Annotated in this window: 18 protein-coding genes; 7 read left to right on the plus strand and 11 right to left on the minus strand. The window is 38.1% G+C overall.

Going from position 1 to position 18,379, the window contains the following annotated elements; genetic code table 11:
• Positions 1-69: 69 nt before the first annotated feature.
• The 8 genes from BM143_RS06240 to BM143_RS06275 form a co-directional block, all read right to left on the minus strand.
• Positions 70-1,803 (minus strand): OstA-like protein, encoded by a 1,734-nt coding sequence (locus tag BM143_RS06240; protein ID WP_090023703.1) that lies wholly within the window; start codon positions 1,801-1,803, stop codon positions 70-72.
• A 3-nt stretch (positions 1,804-1,806) separates the two neighbouring features.
• A complete protein-coding gene (locus BM143_RS06245; RefSeq protein WP_034731532.1) occupies positions 1,807-2,280 on the minus strand; it encodes a Fur family transcriptional regulator in 474 nt (157 codons plus the stop codon).
• A 67-nt stretch (positions 2,281-2,347) separates the two neighbouring features.
• Entirely contained in the window at positions 2,348-4,342 is a 1,995-nt protein-coding gene (locus BM143_RS06250) for a KUP/HAK/KT family potassium transporter (RefSeq protein WP_047450186.1), read from the minus strand.
• 116 nt (positions 4,343-4,458) lie between these two features.
• The gene (locus BM143_RS06255; protein ID WP_034731527.1) at positions 4,459-5,439 is read right to left on the minus strand and encodes a pyruvate dehydrogenase complex E1 component subunit beta; all 981 of its coding nucleotides are present in this window, start codon (positions 5,437-5,439) and stop codon (positions 4,459-4,461) included.
• Positions 5,440-5,538: 99 nt separating this feature from the next.
• Positions 5,539-6,153, minus strand: coding sequence for a hypothetical protein (locus BM143_RS06260; protein ID WP_090023704.1), 615 nt, complete (start codon positions 6,151-6,153; stop codon positions 5,539-5,541).
• A 1-nt stretch (position 6,154) separates the two neighbouring features.
• A complete protein-coding gene (locus tag BM143_RS06265) occupies positions 6,155-6,652 on the minus strand; it encodes an RNA polymerase sigma factor (RefSeq protein WP_090023705.1) in 498 nt (165 codons plus the stop codon).
• A 107-nt stretch (positions 6,653-6,759) separates the two neighbouring features.
• Positions 6,760-7,179: a DUF2147 domain-containing protein gene (locus BM143_RS06270; RefSeq protein ID WP_034731525.1), complete on the minus strand. Its 420-nt coding sequence runs from the start codon at positions 7,177-7,179 to the stop codon at positions 6,760-6,762.
• Between the two features lie 215 nt (positions 7,180-7,394).
• Positions 7,395-9,323, minus strand: a complete 1,929-nt coding sequence (locus tag BM143_RS06275; RefSeq protein ID WP_090023706.1) for an LTA synthase family protein — start codon at positions 9,321-9,323, stop codon at positions 7,395-7,397.
• An 88-nt stretch (positions 9,324-9,411) separates the two neighbouring features.
• Between BM143_RS06275 and BM143_RS06280 the strand changes: the two genes are divergently transcribed.
• From BM143_RS06280 to BM143_RS06300, 5 genes are all read left to right on the plus strand, one after another.
• Positions 9,412-10,125, plus strand: a complete 714-nt coding sequence (locus BM143_RS06280; RefSeq protein WP_090023707.1) for a CDP-alcohol phosphatidyltransferase family protein — start codon at positions 9,412-9,414, stop codon at positions 10,123-10,125.
• Positions 10,126-10,228: 103 nt separating this feature from the next.
• A complete protein-coding gene (locus BM143_RS06285; RefSeq protein ID WP_090023708.1) occupies positions 10,229-10,993 on the plus strand; it encodes a 3'-5' exonuclease in 765 nt (254 codons plus the stop codon).
• Positions 10,994-10,996: 3 nt separating this feature from the next.
• A complete protein-coding gene (locus BM143_RS06290; protein ID WP_034731518.1) occupies positions 10,997-11,398 on the plus strand; it encodes a putative signal transducing protein in 402 nt (133 codons plus the stop codon).
• Between the two features lie 67 nt (positions 11,399-11,465).
• On the plus strand, positions 11,466-12,071 hold the full coding sequence (locus BM143_RS06295) for a fumarylacetoacetate hydrolase family protein (RefSeq protein WP_090023709.1): 606 nt from the start codon (positions 11,466-11,468) through the stop codon (positions 12,069-12,071).
• 60 nt (positions 12,072-12,131) lie between these two features.
• Positions 12,132-12,569, plus strand: coding sequence for a universal stress protein (locus BM143_RS06300; protein WP_090023710.1), 438 nt, complete (start codon positions 12,132-12,134; stop codon positions 12,567-12,569).
• Between the two features lie 79 nt (positions 12,570-12,648).
• Here BM143_RS06300 and BM143_RS06305 read toward each other — a convergent pair whose 3' ends face one another.
• A complete protein-coding gene (locus tag BM143_RS06305; RefSeq protein ID WP_034731512.1) occupies positions 12,649-12,882 on the minus strand; it encodes a DUF6341 family protein in 234 nt (77 codons plus the stop codon).
• A gap of 42 nt (positions 12,883-12,924) precedes the next feature.
• On the opposite strand from BM143_RS06305, the gene BM143_RS06310 reads away from it, so the two are divergent.
• Positions 12,925-13,830 carry a DUF6427 family protein gene (locus tag BM143_RS06310; RefSeq protein ID WP_090023711.1) on the plus strand — a complete coding sequence of 302 codons (906 nt, stop codon included), beginning with the start codon at positions 12,925-12,927 and terminating at the stop codon, positions 13,828-13,830.
• Between the two features lie 5 nt (positions 13,831-13,835).
• Positions 13,836-14,420 carry a DUF3109 family protein gene (locus BM143_RS06315; protein ID WP_090023712.1) on the plus strand — a complete coding sequence of 195 codons (585 nt, stop codon included), beginning with the start codon at positions 13,836-13,838 and terminating at the stop codon, positions 14,418-14,420.
• 63 nt (positions 14,421-14,483) lie between these two features.
• Here the strand turns inward: BM143_RS06315 and BM143_RS06320 are convergent, their stop codons facing one another.
• Positions 14,484-17,339: a M16 family metallopeptidase gene (locus BM143_RS06320; RefSeq protein ID WP_090023713.1), complete on the minus strand. Its 2,856-nt coding sequence runs from the start codon at positions 17,337-17,339 to the stop codon at positions 14,484-14,486.
• A 153-nt stretch (positions 17,340-17,492) separates the two neighbouring features.
• Positions 17,493-18,179, minus strand: coding sequence for a hypothetical protein (locus BM143_RS06325; protein ID WP_090023714.1), 687 nt, complete (start codon positions 18,177-18,179; stop codon positions 17,493-17,495).
• Between the last annotated feature and the right edge of the window lie 200 nt (positions 18,180-18,379).

Genomic DNA, 18,379 nt, shown 5'->3' on the forward strand with positions numbered 1-18,379 from the left:
TTGCGTAAAAAATAATCACCATTTTTTATTCAAAAATGGTGATTTATTGTTTTTCGTTGAAATAGTTTCTTATTTACGTACGCGTTTTGGCTTTTTGGCTTCTTCTTTGGCTCTCTCTTTATCTACAGCCTCCTGAGCTTTATTAAACAGCTCATTATCAGAAGTATATTTAATTTCCTCATAATTGGGACTGTCTACCAGGATGTCCTGCCATTTTCTGATCCGGTCTTTGGTATTCCAGTTGAAGTCGGAGAACTTTCTTTTGTCCGGTTCTATCATACTCATGGGATAGGTATCAGAATTGGCTCCTATGCTACACGATATAATCTGCAGTCCGGTTTCTTCAAATAAAGCTCCGATAATCCCGCAGGTAGAAAGGGTAATTCCTATTCTTTGCGGCTGTTTGGTTTCCTGATCCACATCGTCTACATAAGCGATAGATTGGGCATTCCCAACTACCCTCGCTTCTTTGATCTCGTTATTCTGATAATAAACGGTCATGAATTTTCCTTTCACCTGATTGAATTCATCTTTAAGGTTCAATGAATCCACTTTACTGATGGCAAAGGCATTTCCGATTACTTTCAGTGAATCTATATTTTCAGTTTTTGTATTGAAATAGGCTTCTACTTTGTCTCCGGTTACCTGCTTTTCACCGCTCCAGAGAATTGGATTGGTGTACATATGCATGATCCCGTCTGTTTCATTGAAAGCGATGGAATCTGCTCTTCCCTGCGCATTGGATTTGTAGATACGTCCTTTTTTGTAGGCTCTTAAAAAGCTTTTCTTAATGGTAATATCCGCTGAATCCGGTCGTTGGTAAGAAAGAATTTTTTCAGCTGCAAAATAAATAGAATCTTTTTCCATGATCTTAACAGCATAAGGACTTTTGGTCATCATGGCTGAATCTTTTTTTTGGAAAACTTCTCCATATCCTCCTTTGATGTATCTTCTTTCTTTGGGATCATCCAGCGTAACATTTCCGGTTGCTTTCCCGAAACCTGTGATATTGTTAAAATACATATCATCACCAGTCAGGATCTTGTCGTTATAAAAGATCTTGGAGTTTTTGTTAAGGAAAGCTTCCTTAGTCTCCATTCTATAGGTTCCTCTTTCGGTGTAGATTCTGTTTTTAGGATTCGCGCGGTTGGTGATCGTAGTCGGCCCAAAGAACTCAGCTACTTTTGTATTCTGGTTCTGTTTGATATTGGGACCTTCAATGATATAATCAGGACTGTCTATTTTTACATTCCCAACAAAATCGATCATTTTGGTATCGAGGAAATAGGTTGCTGATTTCGTGTACATCACATTTTGTGCGTCACTGATTGTCCCTCCTGTATTGAAATAAGCTTGATTGGCAAGTTTGTCGTAATAAAGGATATCTGTTTTAATCGTCTGTTTAGGATCGGTAAGAACAACATCTTTTCTGGCGACCCCTTTCTGGGTAGCTCCGTTGTATTCCATTTCATGGGCCGTAATTACGGAACCGTCTGCATTCTGTAACTTAGCATTACCAATGGCTTTTACAATACTCTGATCGTTATAAAGAATAACCTCATCTGCAAAAAGAATAGATCCCTGATGCTCTATCTGAACATGACCTACCAAATATTGGTTTCCTTCGTACTTGGTGTCTTTATTAAATTCATCGGAGTGGATGATTTTCACCTTATCTTCAGGGCGTACTACCGGAGAAGCTTTCCCTTTATTTTGAACATAAGGATCCACCTGCGTCGTTTTATTGTCCTGTGCGGAACTGAACGCAGAAATAAAAATTAACAGAAAAAGGATTATTCTCATTGATTAATCATTCTTAGTACCATAGAAATACAGCGAATGCGAATCAATATTTACGCCAAATGCTTCTTCAATTGCTTCTTTTATTCCCTGGATTCTCGGATCGCAGAATTCGATGATTTCTTCAATTTCTTTATCAGAGCCTTTTTTGTAGATCACCAAATGGTCATGCTGCTTGTCAAAATAAGACTTCTCATAAGATGAAGAGGTCAATGTTTTTTCTCCAAACTGATGCTTACGGATCAATCCCGCATCAAGGAAAATTTCAATAGTGTTGTAAATAGTAGCTTTTGAAACATGATATTTCTTCTGCATCATAAGGAGATACAGATCATCCACATTGAAGTGATGATCCATATTATAAATCTCTTCTAATATCGTATATCGTTCAGGTGTGTTTCTGAAACCCTTTTCTAGCAGGTAATTTCTTAAAACATCCTTGATCAAGGCAATATTTTTTTCTTTTTGTATTGTATCCATCAAAAAAATTATCTACAAATTTATTGATTTTTATTTAAATAGACCTCATGGTTTGCTGCCCGAACTTTTAAGAGTTGTGACGGATGAAGCCAGACTGCTCAATCTTGTTGTCATAAATCGTAAGTTCTGTGATAGGCGCAGACTCCACTTCCACGTTGTGTGAGGATACTCCCCAGGCCTTGAAATCATCGCTTCCGATGTACTTCACAAAGTTGTAGATATTGAGTACAATCTTCTGTTTAACCGTTAAAAGTATATCGTTAATATACGTATTATCTATAATCACATATTTCAGATCCGGCGGGATATTATGGGCCCTCAGAGACGGATGGCTGCTTCTTGAAGGAATGGTTCCATCGGCCATAAGATCTTTCAATACCATATTAAAATAGTCATTAATTCTTCTGTCTACTTTAAATCCTAAAAGGAAATTGACTTTGTATACAGTTCCCGGAAGAATTTCGTCTACGGTATATTTAAACGTATATGGATCTTCCTGATTGACAATACTTAATATAAAATAATGATCTGCTCTTTTCGGCTGTTTTTTGATGATGGAATAGATGATTTTAGATTCTACCTCATCATTTCTTTTGGCTCTGCTCAGGTAGGCAAGGTTGGTTGCATATTTTGGAATGCTTTCATCCAACTTCATATCTTTTATAATAGATACGTATTTCTCTATTTTTACAAACTGTATAAATGTTGTTTTTATCAGTCGTCCGTTGTACCATGCATACATAGAGATACCAATAGAACCTGCTAAAACTACAGTAATCCATCCACCTTCCATGAATTTGATTATATTGGCACTGAAAAATCCTAGTTCAATCGCCATATAAACTAAAGCGAAAAATAAGATTAGTACTTTGCTTACTCTGTGTTTTAATAGCCAGAAAACCAGCAGGATCGTTGTCATCAGCATCGTTACTGTAATGGACAATCCATAGGCGGCTTCCATTTTCCCAGATTCTCTGAAATGAAGTACGACAATAATACATAAGATCAAAAGTCCCCAATTGATTCTCGGAATATACATTTGTCCTTTAACTCCGGAAGGGTAATCAATTTTCTGATTAGGCCATAAGTTAAGTGACATCGCTTCAGAAAAGATGGTAAAAGAACCTGTAATTAAGGCCTGGCTTGCAATAATAGCTGCTGCAGTCGCCATAATTACACCCGGTACAATCATCCATTCTTCCATGATTCCAAAGAATGGGTTCACCACAGAAAATCCTGGTTTAGCATGATTGGTTAAAAGCCACGCTCCCTGTCCAAGATAGTTTAAGATAAGCATCACTTTAACAAATCCCCAGCTTACTCTGATATTTTTGGCACCGCAGTGACCTAAATCTGAATAAAGAGCCTCAGCTCCTGTTGTACAAAGGAAAACAGCACCAAGAATAACAATGGCACTTGGAGAATTCACAATAAGCTTGTACGCATAATAAGGATTGAAAGATCTCAGAATTTCGAAGTTTTCGCTTAAATGCATTACTCCCAGACCACCTAAAACCAGGAACCAAACTACCATGACAGGACCAAAAAACTTCCCGATAAAGCTGGTTCCAAACTGCTGCACCACAAATATTACAATCAGAATTCCGATTGTAATAGGAACAACAGGTGTATGAGGATTATATATTTCAAGACCTTCAATAGCTGACATTACTGTAAGCGAGGGCGTGATGACTCCATCTGCAACCAGTGCTGCGGCCCCTACGATAGCAATAAGATACAGCCATCCTTTTTTAAGGTTTTTAACCAATGAGAATAAAGCCAAAATACCTCCTTCTCCTTTGTTGTCTGCTCTTAGAGCAATGATTACGTATTTTATCGTAGTCTGAAGAGTAAGGGTCCAGATAATACAGGAAAGAGCTCCTTCTATGTATTCGTTGAAAGGCATATTACTACCGCCATCTCTTGCATTCACAATCGCTTTCATTACGTAAAGCGGTGATGTCCCGATATCTCCGAAAACAATTCCGAGAGAGACTAAAACTCCCATAAAGGAAAGTTTTTTTATGTCAAAATGATAACCATCTTCTGTAACGTCTGCCATGTCAGCTTATTTATTTTAAACGCGCAAATTTATACTAATTTTATGAGGCCAAGAACTATTCTTCATGAATAGAATAAATGAAAAAACTTCCTTTCGGAAGTTTTTTTCTATAATAGTTATTTTACGTACATCGCTTTTTTGATTTCCTCTTTCACTTTTTCAAGCTTAGGGAACCAGTCTGCAAATAATGCAGCTGAATAAGGCGCAGGTGCATCAGGAGTAGTAATTCTCTTGATAGGTGCATCCAAGTAATCAAATGCTTTCTGCTGTACCATATAAGTAATTTCTGAAGATACTGAACCAAATGGCCATGCTTCTTCAAGGATCACCAATCTGTTTGTTTTCTTAACGGAAGCTAAAACGGTATCAAAATCCAGAGGACGAACTGTTCTAAGGTCGATCACTTCTACAGAGATTCCTTCTTTAGCCATATCTTCAGCAGCCTGGATAGCCAGCTTCATGATTTTACCGAAAGAAACCAAAGTAACGTCTGTACCTTCTCTTTTGATATCTGCTTTACCTATCGGCAGGTAATATTCTTCTTCAGGAATTTCCATTTTATCACCATACATCTGCTCAGATTCCATGAAGATCACCGGGTCATTATCCTGAATAGCTGTTTTCAATAACCCTTTCGCATCGTAAGGGTTTGAAGGAACCACTACTTTCAATCCTGGAACGTTGGCAAACCAGTTTTCAAAAGCCTGAGAGTGTGTAGCTCCCAATTGTCCTGCCGAAGCAGTAGGCCCTCTGAAAACGATAGGACAGTTCCACTGGCCACCGCTCATCTGACGGATCTTAGCCGCATTATTAATAATCTGATCAATACCTACCAAAGAGAAATTGAACGTCATATACTCTACAATTGGTCTGTTACCATTCATCGCAGCACCTACAGCAATCCCAGTAAAACCAAGCTCAGCAATGGGTGTATCGATTACTCTTTTAGGACCAAATTCATCCAACATTCCTTTTGAAGCTTTATACGCACCATTGTATTCTGCAACTTCCTCCCCCATTAAAAAGATGGATTCGTCTTTACGCATTTCCTCGCTCATTGCTTGTGCAATTACCTCACGAAAAGTATATTCTGCCATATTTATTTGAAAAATTTAGACTACAAAAATAGTGTTTTTTTATTACTAACATAACAAAAAAGGCATCTCATTGAATGAGAAGCCTTAATATCTATTGAATTAAAAAGCTTTTTCTTCCGCCTGGCTCAGTTCTCTGTAGTTTTTTCTGAGATCGGACAGAATTTTACCGTAAGTTCTTTTATAAGTTACATACAAAATATACAATCCGAGGAGCAGACAGAATGTAAATAGTACATAATTTCCCATTCCGGGTACCATCGTTTCGGGATTGGTATGGGTTGTAGTATCATGAACGCTATTAAAACCGTCTTTTGAACCTGCCATCACTTCTTTTGTATAGAGAGCAAAATGAATCAGATTATCCAGAATAACCAGAAAAAAGGAAATTCCTGCGTAGCCGAAGATCAGCTTTCTCAGGTTCAGAATGTTTTTCATTAATGATAAAGAATCCTGTCCGGTTTTCAATCTGCGGAACAACAACACAATAAGAATGACAAATCCGGAGAACAAGATCATTCTCCAATAAGGAAACGCACCATTGATATAGCCGTACACCGACCAAAGTATAATTTCTATCAAACCAACCACGAATAAAGTTTTCGCCACAGAAATAGATTTCTGCCTGATCATGGAATAAATTTCGTTTTCCGAATAGTCTTTAAATTCCACTTCTTCTTTATTCCAGTCTTTTTTCAAAAGTTCCAAATCTTCCATATTATTTTGTGTTTATTTTGGTTTTTAAATTATTCTTTGCCCTGTTCATTTTCACTCTTGCATTCCCTTCCGTTATTCCCAGGATCTCTCCAATTTCTCTGTAAGGCTTATCTTCGAGATACATCATGATCAAAGCCTTTTCTACATCAGACAGTTCATGAATGGCTTTATACATTCTTTTCAGTTTGTGCTCATCATCTTCGTATGCTTCATATTCCATTTTTAAAGTGGACACATCGATATCAGCATGCTGAATTTGTTTTTTCTGAGGCTTCCGGAAAAGAGTCATTGCCGTATTCAGGGCGACTTTATACATCCAGGTCGAGAACTTGGCTTCTCCTTTAAATCCCGGAAAAGATCTCCAAAGCTGGACTGTAATTTCCTGAAAGAGATCTTCATGGTCTTCAGCGTTATCAGTATATATCCTGCATATTTTGTGGATAAGCCTCTGATTGGGCTTAAAAAAATCGACAAAAGTTTTTTCCAGTTCTGTGCTCATGTTTTATGAGTGGGAAGTTTTTATTTTCGTTACATCTTTTTTTCAAAAAAAATAAAAAACGGCATCTCATTGCTGAAATGCCGTCTTATCATTTTATTTAAACCTGATTAGTTTACTTTATCCCAGGTCTGAGTTCTTCCGAATACAGAAACCCCCATATATCCTCTTACATTAAGTTTGTCACCACTTTTTGTAATGGTACACTTATATGTTTTACCTGATTTAGGATCTGTAATAGTTCCTCCTGTAAATTCATCTCCATCTTTTTTAAGACCTCTGATGATTTCCATGCCTAAGATTGGTTTTCCTTTTCTGTCGTCTTTACATCCCGTGCAATTTGGATCTGCCGGCTTTATAAGCAACTGGGAAACTTTTCCGTAATACTTTCCGTCTGACTTTTTAAAGATTTCTACCACAGATTTAGCCTGCTTCGTTTCATCATCTATAGTCTTCCATTTCCCTTCAATCTGTGCAAACGATAATACGCCAAACAGAGAGAGTACGAATGTTAATAATAATTTTTTCATATTTCTTATAGTTTTAATTCCGATATACGTTTTTTGTTATGTATCTATTGCTAAAAGTATAAATTAAATTTTAAACAGACAAAAACTTTTATTATACAAAGCATATGATAGGCCAAAGTTCCGGAATGTGGGGTACAGGATTCGAACCAGCAATCAGCAACAAAAACTCTACAACCCTAAAACGCTCCGACTCTCAAACCCTCCGACTCTCAAACTTATTTAAGTTTCCTGTTGATCACCCTGTCCATATAATCCTGGAACCAGGCTTTCGCCGTCTGCATTTCTTTTTCTGTTTCCGGGGTTTTCAACTGGCCCATCAGGTTCTTTTCAAAGCCGAGATCATTTTTATCGTATATCCCTGTGATCTGCTTTCCATCGAACCGGTACATATGATTTCCGATGATGAACTGTTCTGAACTTCCGTCAGAATTCACCACGATAGAAGGGTATTTTTTATCGCTCACGAGACTTCTTCCCCAGCTTCTGATCTGTTTGTTGTACCCGATAAGATCTGCCAGTGTAGGATAAATATCGATTTGCTGAGCAGTTTCAGGATTCACGCCTTTCAGATTGTATTCCGGATTGGGAGAATAGAAGATCAGCGGAACGGCAAAACGGTTCATAGCTTTTTCATATTCGCCGTAAGCGATCTGGTTGGTATGATCTCCTGTGAACACGAAAATGGTATTATTGAACCAAGGTTCTTTTTTCGCGGTTTCAAAATATTTTTTAATAGAGTAATCCGTGTACTGGATTGGCTCATGCATTTCTATCGTTCCTTTTTTAAATTTTCCTTTGTATTTCTCAGGGATTTTAAACGGATGGTGAGACGAAGCTGTAAATACCGTCGTCATAAAAGGTTGTTTTTTCCCTACATTCTTTGCAAAATACTGCAGAAACGGTTCATCCCAAATAGCCCACATTCCGTCGAAATCTTCATCATGATTGTATTCATTCTTCCCGAAATAATGTTTAAATCCTAAGATATTTCCAAATCCGAGGAAGCCCATCGATCCGTTCGGAGCTCCGTGGTAGAAAGAGGTATCATAGCCCAGATCATTACAAACTGAAACAATAGACTGGATTTTCTGGTTGGAATACGGTGAACTTGTAAAAGCATCTGTAAGACTTGGAATTCCCGCCAATACACTGCTCATCCCATGGATAGACTGTCGTCCATTTGCAAAAGTATTGGGAAAAATTAAACTCTGCCCTGCGAGACTATCTATAAAAGGCGTATAGGAAACGTAACCGTTGATGTTTTTATCTTTATTAAAAGCTCCTGAGTATTCTCTACCAAAAGATTCAACAATAAAAATGACAATATTGGGACGGTTCTCTACTTTTCTATCGTATATTTTGTAAGGCTGAACATTGTCTGTGATAAACTTTTCGTCTACAAAATGAACTTCTTTAAAATTATTGGTTCCTAATGTTCTAAAAAATGAAAATGTACTGTTCAATACGATATTTCCCTGAAGTGGATTGACTACAAAACGGTTGGCATCCACCAAATTGATGGGCCTTGTACTGTGTTTGAAATCACCACGGATTCCTCCCACCACCAAAACAGCGGTCCCACAAAGAACGAGTACCGACCAGATAAAGTACGGAATAAGCTTTAAAGGTTTCTGCTCCGTCACTTTTACCTTTTTGTAAAGGAAGACCCAAAGTGCCATTAACACGACAAACCATATCAGAACAAATGGATGCTGCCCTACAGAAACTGTGAATACTTTGAAGACATTGGATTCGTGTTTTGCTACTTCCATAGCGGTAGATGTCAGTCTTGCCTGTGAAAACTTGTAGTAGATAAAATCTCCGAAATTCATCGCATAAGCAATGCCGTTGGTGATAAAATACAGCCAGAACAAAACAGTCTGATAACCTTTCCTGGTATTGATAACAATAGGAACAAGGCTCAACAGAATAAACAAAGCATTCACATACAAGATCGCCGTGGTATCAAATGCGGTCCCATGAAACGCAAGGTTGAAATAATCTGAAACAGAGTCCACTTTGATGAGTTCTTTATTGAAATACCAAAACAAAAGCCGGGCAATCTGATAAAAAACGTATGCTAAGAAAATCCGGTACAAAAGTGCCAGAACTTCCTGTTTTCTAAATTCTTTAAAAAATTTCATTCGGCAAATTTACATCAAAAACCGATTAATGTATTTTTTCCTTCCTAATATTTCGGTATAAAGTTTGGAAAAACTGTATTTTTGTGACATGAATTTCATAAAAAATAATCTTGCCAATTTATTGACCCTTGCCAATTTATTTGCGGGCTGTATAGGGGCAATACATCTTATTCTGGGCGATTACCAGACAACGGCCATCTGTATCATTCTTTCTTCCATTTTTGATTTCTTTGACGGGTTTGTGGCCCGCGCTGTAAAATCGAACTCCAATCTGGGACTTCAGCTGGATTCTCTGGCGGATATGGTGAGTTTCGGATTGATTCCCGGTCTTACGATGTATAAAGCTCTGGAACCGTTCGGAAATGAAATTTTAGGACTACATCTTCCTTTTGACATCAGTTATGTTGGTCTTCTCGTGACTATTTTCTCATGTCTGAGATTGGCTATTTTTAATCTTGATGAGGAGCAGCGTTATTATTTTAAAGGGCTGAATACGCCTACCAACACGGTATTGCTGTTTGGACTGTATTATGCTTTCAAAGAAACCGGAACTTTTGGATTCTTATTTGATAATGCATTGTTTCTGGTATTATTAACGGTTATCACGTCATGGCTTCTGATCAGCCCGATCAAGATGATGGCGATGAAATTCAAATCGAAAAAGCTGCAGGACAATTACCCGAAAGTTATTTTATTAGGTGGCGGAATTGCTATTCTGATTATATTTCAGATCGTAGGGATTCCAATGCTTGTTATTTATTATATATTAGTATCGCTGGTTTTTCAAAGACAGTTGGGATAGATGTTAGACGTCAGATATCAGACATCAGATGTCAGACTTTAATCATCGAATTAACATATCATCAAATCAGCACATTATTTTAACCCATTTTCAAATTAAAGAAATGAATTTAAAACTCCATAAACCCCTTTGTATTTTTGACCTTGAAACTACAGGAACGAATATCGGAAAAGACAAAATCGTAGAAATCTGCATTTTAAAAGTAAACCCGGATGCATCCAGAGAAAGCAAAACCTGGCGTGTAAACCCGGAAATGCCTATTCCCAACGAATCCAGCTTAATACACGGAATTTATGATGAAGATGTAAAGGATGCTCCAACGTTCAGAGATATTGCTCCAAAGGTGATGGAAATGCTTGCAGGAAGTGATTTGGGAGGATTTAATTCCAACCGTTTCGATGTTCCGCTTCTGGCTGAAGAGCTTCTGAGAGTTGAAATTGATTTTGACTTGAGTAAATTCAGACTGGTGGATGCACAGACTATTTTCCACAAAAAAGAACCAAGAAACCTGGGAGCTGCCTATCAGTTCTACTGTGGAAAGGTTCTGGAAAACGCCCACTCTGCCGAGGCTGATGTGATGGCTACTTTCGAAGTCCTGGACGCACAGGTGGGAAAATATGACGATATCCCGAATGAGATTGCTCCTTTAAGTGAATTTACGTTCCATAATAAAAATGCTGACCTTGCCGGATTCATCGGGTATAATGATAAAACGGAAGCTGTTTTCAATTTTGGAAAATATAAAGGTCAGGTGGTAAAAGCTGTATTCCAGAAGGATTTAGGCTATTACGGATGGCTTCAGAATGCGGATTTCCCGTTGTACACGAAGAAAGTCTTCACCAAAATTCAACTATCAAGCAAATTTTAATACATGTCAGATCTGGTCCGTTTTAAATTTTACGAAACCGCCCTTGAAGCCAACAGGGACAAACAGATCCTTGCCGAAAACGGAGTGAACGGTTTCATTGCCAACGAACAGCTCATCCAGTCTGACTGGCTGCTTTCACAGGCTGTGGGCGGTATTCAGCTTCAGGTGTTTGAAGATGATCTGGAAAAAGCGAAACAGATTCTTCAGGATTATAATGACAATGAAGCCTATTCATTGGAGGTAGAACATACCATCAAGGATCCGGCATTTGATTTTGTATGCCCGAAATGCGGTTCTAATCACATTTACAGAGACGACAGGGCGACGAGCTTCTTTGGAATCTCCATTTTGTCCAGTCAGAAGTTTGTATGTTACTATTGTGGGAATGAGTTTACGCATCAATAGTATTTAAGATTTAAAATAATTAGAGATTACTTCATCTTTACACATAAAACATCAATAATTAAGAGTTATGAAAATCATTTGTATTGGAAGAAACTACAGCGAACATGCGAAAGAATTAGGAAACGAAATTCCTGAACAACCGGTTATTTTCATGAAACCAGACACAGCGGTTTTAAAAGGAAACGATTTTTACATTCCTGAATTTTCAGATGATGTACATTATGAGCTGGAAGTGGTTGTAAAGATTTCAAAAGGTGGGAAATACATTCAAAAAGAAGTGGCCCACAAACATTATGATGAAATCAGCTTAGGAATAGATTTTACGGCAAGAGATCTTCAGAGCGAACTTAAATCGAAAGGCCTTCCGTGGGAGCTTGCCAAAGGTTTTGACGGTTCTGCAGTAGTAGGAAACTTTTTCAACAAAGAGAGCTATGATCTGGAAGGACTTCAGTTTTCACTTCTGCAAAACAAAGAAAAAGTTCAGGATGGTAATACAAAAGATATGATCTTCAGTATTGATGACATCATTGCTTTTGCTTCCCAGTATTTTACCTTGAGAGTGGGTGACCTTATTTTTACAGGAACACCAAAAGGAGTAGGAAAAGTAAATGAAAACGACGTCATGGAAGCTTATCTGAAAGATGAGAAAATTCTTGATATCCGAATATTATAAGTATTTAACATAAAATTTTGGCATTTTTTTCTTACCTTTAGAATAACAAAATTAGAGGTCATGATAAATATTGTACTACCCGTAGATTTTGGGGACAAAACAGAACAGCTTGTAGACGGAGCCGTAAAATTTGCAAAACAGTTAAACGGCAGAATCTTTCTGATTCACGTAGCGCCATCGGATATTGGTTTTGCTATCGGTGATATGGGATATCAATATTTTCCTGAGGTAGAAGCCAACGAGATCAGAGAAGAGCTGGTACAGCTGAATAAGATTGAGCAGCGCATTATAGCACAGGATATAGACTGCGAGCACCTTTTAAAACAGGGCATCGCCAAGGACACCATTCTGGACTATGCCAAGGCTAAAAATGCAGATTATATCGTCATGGGATCCCACGGAAGAAGTGGAATTTATGATGTTTTTGTAGGAAGCTTAACGAAAGGGCTTACAAAAGATTCACCCGTTCCGGTACTGGTACTTCCCATCCACGACTAGAAAGAATTAAATTTTAACTGTTAATAAAAAAACCGATCAGACCTAAGTCCGATCGGTTTTTTACTATATAACCAATTAATTAACCTTCTTTTTTATAGATCTTTGGATCGTAGTAAGGGTTCTTACCCTCAGTCGGAGAATAATAGTCTTTATCTTTATCACCACCTAGAGTTACTACCAATACATAGCACCAGTAAGTAAACAGTACGCAGCAAACGATAAATAAAATCCAGTTTAGAACATTTCCAAATGCATCAAAAAAACCGAAGGCCCATTTGAAAACTTTACTTAAGAATAACCAGAAAGACGTCATTATTTTCCTTTTTTAAATTAACTTTGTACAAATTTATAAAAAATGTTTAAATTACTTTCAAAAGAAAGCAATATTTTTTCAATTCCTGTTTATATTGGTTTTCTTCTATTAGTAGTTATAATATTTAACATACTGAATTTCAACACATATGAAGCCGTTATTGCCGGGGTAACTTTCCTGGGAATTGCTTTGGGATATTTTTGTTTTCACAGCATTGCGCTTAATTATCAGACGCATCTGCCGTTATTCCTGTATACATTTTTTATTTTCGGACTTTATCCTGGAAATCTGGACATTGGAATTGCGGTTTCTTTGCTTACCAATTCTTTTCTGCTTCTGCTCCTGACGAGTGCGGATGAAGACATCAGAAAGAAGTCGTATGTCCTGGTAGGAGCCATCGTTGCTTTGAATTTTATTTTCCTTCCCACCACCTGGCCCATGGCCCTTTTCGTGATTGTTCACGTGATTGCTACTTCTCAAAAAATAAGCTTAAATCTCTTCAGATTTCTCTTAGGAACCATATTAATTGCATTCAGTTATTTCTCCATCATGTTTTTTTTCAGTTTTACCTCATGGAATATAGATTATTTCCCGTTTGGAAAAATGAAACCTATGACGGATTATACGGATCTCTTTCCCCTGATTCCTATTTTACTGATGCTGATTTATGCGGTATACGACCACTTCACCAACTATAACAAAAAAAGCCCGATAAGCAGATATAAGTATACGTTTCTGCTTGTTTTCTCACTGGCTCAGCTGGTGACGATTATTCTGTATATGAATAAAAACTATGAGTATTTACTGCTTCTGGCATTTCCGTCGAGCATTATCCTGAGCAGGATGATGAGATTCTTGCCTAAATACTGGATGCAGGAGGTAGGCTTATGGCTTATCATTATAAGTTTGATTGCTTTTAAAGCAGGTACGTATTTTGATTTATTTTAAAGATTATGATTCAGATAGACGATAAATTGATTTCAGAGGATATATTTTCCGAAGAATTTGTTTGCAACCTTACGAAATGTAAAGGTGCATGCTGTGTGGAAGGAGATGTAGGCGCTCCCTTAGATAAGGATGAACTTGAGATTTTAGACAGTATTCTTGATAAAATAAAGCCTTATCTCACCCAGGAAGGCATCAAAGCCCTTGAAGAGCAGGGAACATGGACTACAGATCCGGAAGATGGAATGTACGTGACCCCCATGGTAGAAGACCGCGAATGTGCTTATGTAACTTTTGACGAAAAAGGAATTACAAAGTGTGGTATTGAAAAAGCGTATGAAGATGGTGCTGTAGACTGGCAAAAACCGATCTCGTGCCACCTCTACCCGATCCGTGTTACAGAATATTCTACGTTCACAGCCCTGAACTACCACGAATGGAGTGTATGCAGCGATGCATGCGCTTTAGGAAAAGAACTGCAGGTTCCTATCTATAAATTCCTGAAAACGCCTCTCACCAGAAAATACGGTGAAGCGTTTTACGGTGTTCTTAGTGAAGCTGCCGATGAATGGAAAAAAGCCTATGGCTCTTAAACCAATAAAAAAAACCGCAGACTGATCTGCGGTTTTTTCTTTTATCAATTATTCTGAAAAATATTATTTAGTGACTGACGCACCTACTACTGCAGGTTTGGCATCAGCCTTTTTAGTATTTTCCCAACCGTCTTCCGGCATCAACGTTGCTGTGATTTTTCCTTTGGCAAGGTATTTCTTGGCAACATCCTGAAGATCTTTTACGGTAAGCGCTTTTACTTTTTCCTGATAGTTCAGGATGTCGTATTTATCGCTGCCATCCAACTGGTTTTTAGCAAGAGAACTCAGCCAGAACATATTATCCTTAAGTTCTGTTTTATTGTCGTTGTATTCCCCTTCTTTGTACTTGTCAAGGTCTTTCTGTTCCGGACCTTTGTCGATTAGTTTCTGAAGTTCGGTAATGGCGCTTTTCGTCAATTTATCCGCATTTTCAGGTCCGCAAGGGAAACTGATGCTGAAATTGTAGGCACTGTAAGGGATTCTATTCATACTTCCTCTCGCTCCGCCGCCGTAGATTCCGCTTTCATCTTCTCTCAGTTTTTCAATCACTTTGATGGTTGCTACTTCTCCCAGTGCTGCAAGAGCCAGCGCTTCTTTCTCGTTATAAGGTGTTTCTCCGCTGTAAGAGATCGTTACCATACTCTTAGGATCTTTTCCTTTTTTGTATACTTTTGAATAATCTCCGGTTAGCTGTCTGTACCCTGTATCTTTGAACGTTGCTGTTTTACCGGCTGTCGGAAGGCTTCCGATATACTGAAGCACCTGCTCTTTGAACGTAGCCTCGTCTATATTTCCTACGAAATAGAACTGGAAGTTTCCGGCATTGGCAAATTTCTCTTTATAGATATCGTAGGCTTTTTTATAATCTGTATTGGCCCAATCTTTTTCCATTGGGAATAATCCGATGAATCTCGGGTTCTTCTGGTTCATGAATTTCGCATGCTCATTAGAGAAATAAGCCTGAGGATTAGACAGAAGGTTATCCAGCATAGCAGACTGCTTTTCTTTGTAAGCATTGAATGCTGCAGGATTGTAATTTAATCCCGTAAAATAAGCATACGTAAGCTCCATGGCGGTTCCCAAATCTTTCTGGGAAGTTCTTCCTGAAATTCCTTCAAAGTAAGGTCCTATCATTGGGTTTACACTCACCTGCTTACCTGCAAGATAATTGGTAAGATCCGCTTTTGACAATCCGCCCACTCCTGCTTCGGATAATGCTCCGAAAGCGAACTGAGTTTTGATAAAATCAGCATCGGAGATCAGAGAGTTTCCTCCTAAGCTTCTTGCTGAAAATACAATTTCGTCATCTTTGAAATCTGTCTTTTTGAAAGTCACTTTAGCTCCGTTGCTCAATGTCCAGGTGGTTGTTCCTAATTTTGCATCGGTTTCCGTTTTAGCAATTTTCCCTTCAGATTTGAAAGGCTTTATCAGGTTTTTAATCGCCGCTTTTTCTTCGTAAGGCTTAAGATCCGCCATTTTTACAGATTCAAAGGTATTGAGAACCATTGCTTCTGTAGGCATTGTAACGTTATCCTTTTTTGGTCCGGTGATCACGATGACTCTGCTGTCATCTTTCACCATTTTCTTGATTACGTCATTGGTTTGCGCCAAAGTAACTTTAGGAAGAAAAGCTTTCGTATCATCATATTCCCAGGCAATTCCCGGCATGGGTTCCTGCTCCAGGAAGTTTCTTACATATTCGTCTACCAGCATATCGCTTTCCGTTTTGTCACGGTTGTTGTAAGATCTTTCAAGGTTAGACAGCATCTGCGCCTTTGCTCTGTCAAGTTCAGTTTGTGTAAATCCGAATCTCTTTGCTCTTTCCACTTCTTCCAAAAGAACTTTCAAAGCGTTCAGCTGATTTCCTTCTTTTACCATGGCAAACCCCTGGAAAGCCTCTTTGCTTCTTGCATAAGTTCCTCCATGATATACAGATCCGAATGTAAAAGGTGGGTTATTTGAATTGATCAGTTCTTTCAGCCTGTTGTTCAGCATCGTTGTAGAAAGACCTTCGATAATAGTCTGGTTGTATTGCTCAACCGTTACATCCGGTTTGTAAGCATCAGCATCTTTCATAATGAACTGAACCATAGAATTGGTAGCATCCGGGTCCGTTTCTATTGCTACTAATGTTTCTTTATGGTTAGGCAGATCAAATACTTTTCTTTCTCTTGGCTTGGATGGATTTTTATATTTGCTGAAATTGTCTTTGATTTTCTTTTCAACTTCGTCTACGTTGATATCTCCTACCACTACAATCGCCATCAGATCCGGTCTGTACCAGTCCTGGTGGAATTTTCTGATCACATCCGGCTTGAAGTTTTCCAACACGTCTTTTTTACCGATTGGAAGTCTGTCTGCGTATTGCGATTTGTATAATAATTTAGGAAGGTATTTATCAGCCATTCTTTTATCTGCACCCAGACCCAATCTCAGCTCTTCCAGAACAACGCCTCTTTCTTTGTTGATTTGAGCATCAGAAAGTGTTGCGTTAAAAGCCCAGTCTTCCATTACTTTCAGTCCTGCATCCAGGTTTCCGGGTTTATCCAATGGAACGGGAAGCATGTAAACGGTTTCGTCAAAGCTTGTGTAAGCATTCAGGTGCTGCCCGAATTTCACCCCGATAGACTGTAGAAAATCGACAAGTTTGTTGTCCGGGAAATTCTTGGTTCCGTTGAAGTTCATGTGCTCCATAAAGTGAGCCAAACCTCTCTGGTTTTCATCCTCAAGAATAGATCCGGCATTGATCGCCAGACGGAAATCTACTTTCTTTTCAGGTAATGTGTTTTTTTTGATGTAGTACTTCATTCCATTGGAAAGGGTACCGATTCTCACGGAAGAATCCACAGGGATATTCTGTCCGAAAACATTTGAAGACATCAGAAAGATGACCGCAAATGATGATAAAACTTTCTTCATATAATTTGAATTTATTTTCGTATTAAAAGTATCATTTATTCACCACGTAAAGAAATGTTAAAATTCACATTATAGTTAAAATTGAGTTAAAATTATTCAGACAGCAAAAAAAGCCGGAAATTATCCGGCTTTTATTGTATAAAATGGTTCTTTTTATTTAAAATCTGCATCAGAAACAGGAGCATTTAAAACAACTTTTGTCGTTTTAATAGTCACTTTCTGGCCATTTCCATCAATATCTACTTCAGAAGGGAACTTCAATCCTTCTACTGTAGTGTAATTTTTTACGATAACATTTCCTTGTCCTACCGTAGATTTATATAAAAGTCCTGTAGCCGCGTCAAAGTAAAATTTTCCTTTATCTGAAGATAATACATTATAATCTTTAGTGTCCAGTTTTTCTACTGTAGCGGTCTGAAAGTTAGCAGCATTAAAGCCTAAAGCCTCAACTGTTGTTCCTTTTTTCAGTTCAGCAATATTCTCAGCCGGGAAATCTGTTTTTTGCCCTGCTCTGTCTATATATCCTTTTTCACCGTCAAAAACCTGACTTATGGTCTGTCCCATTGCAGTTTGTACGGACTTGAATTTATTACCCATTTTTGTAGTGCTCATGGTGATATCCATCCCCTGAACGCTAAGGCTGTTATCAATTACTGTAGATTTTACAGCTTCTAATTTTGCCTTACCCCCTAAAGCTTTGAAATAATTGTCAACAATTTCTTTGGGTGTCAGTTTAGATTTCACGACTTCCGTCTTTGCGGGAGCTGCGCTGGTCTGCTGAGCTGCTGCCGGAACTGAAAACAATACGGCACAGAAAAACGGAATGATGATCTTTTTCATATCTATAATAAGTTTTAAAATGTAAATATATGAATAATGCCCACAACAAATAAGCCAAAGAATACTTATCCCCGATACATTATAATACCTGTAAGAATACTTTAAGGTTTTTTAAGAAAACAGGCCTGTGAAAAGAGAATCACAGGGCGGCGAAAATTGGGATTTTACTGAAAGGTGGAATTTCCTTTTGTGCCTTTGAG

This window comes from Chryseobacterium oleae, from assembly GCF_900115055.1.
Classification (GTDB): domain Bacteria; phylum Bacteroidota; class Bacteroidia; order Flavobacteriales; family Weeksellaceae; genus Chryseobacterium; species Chryseobacterium oleae.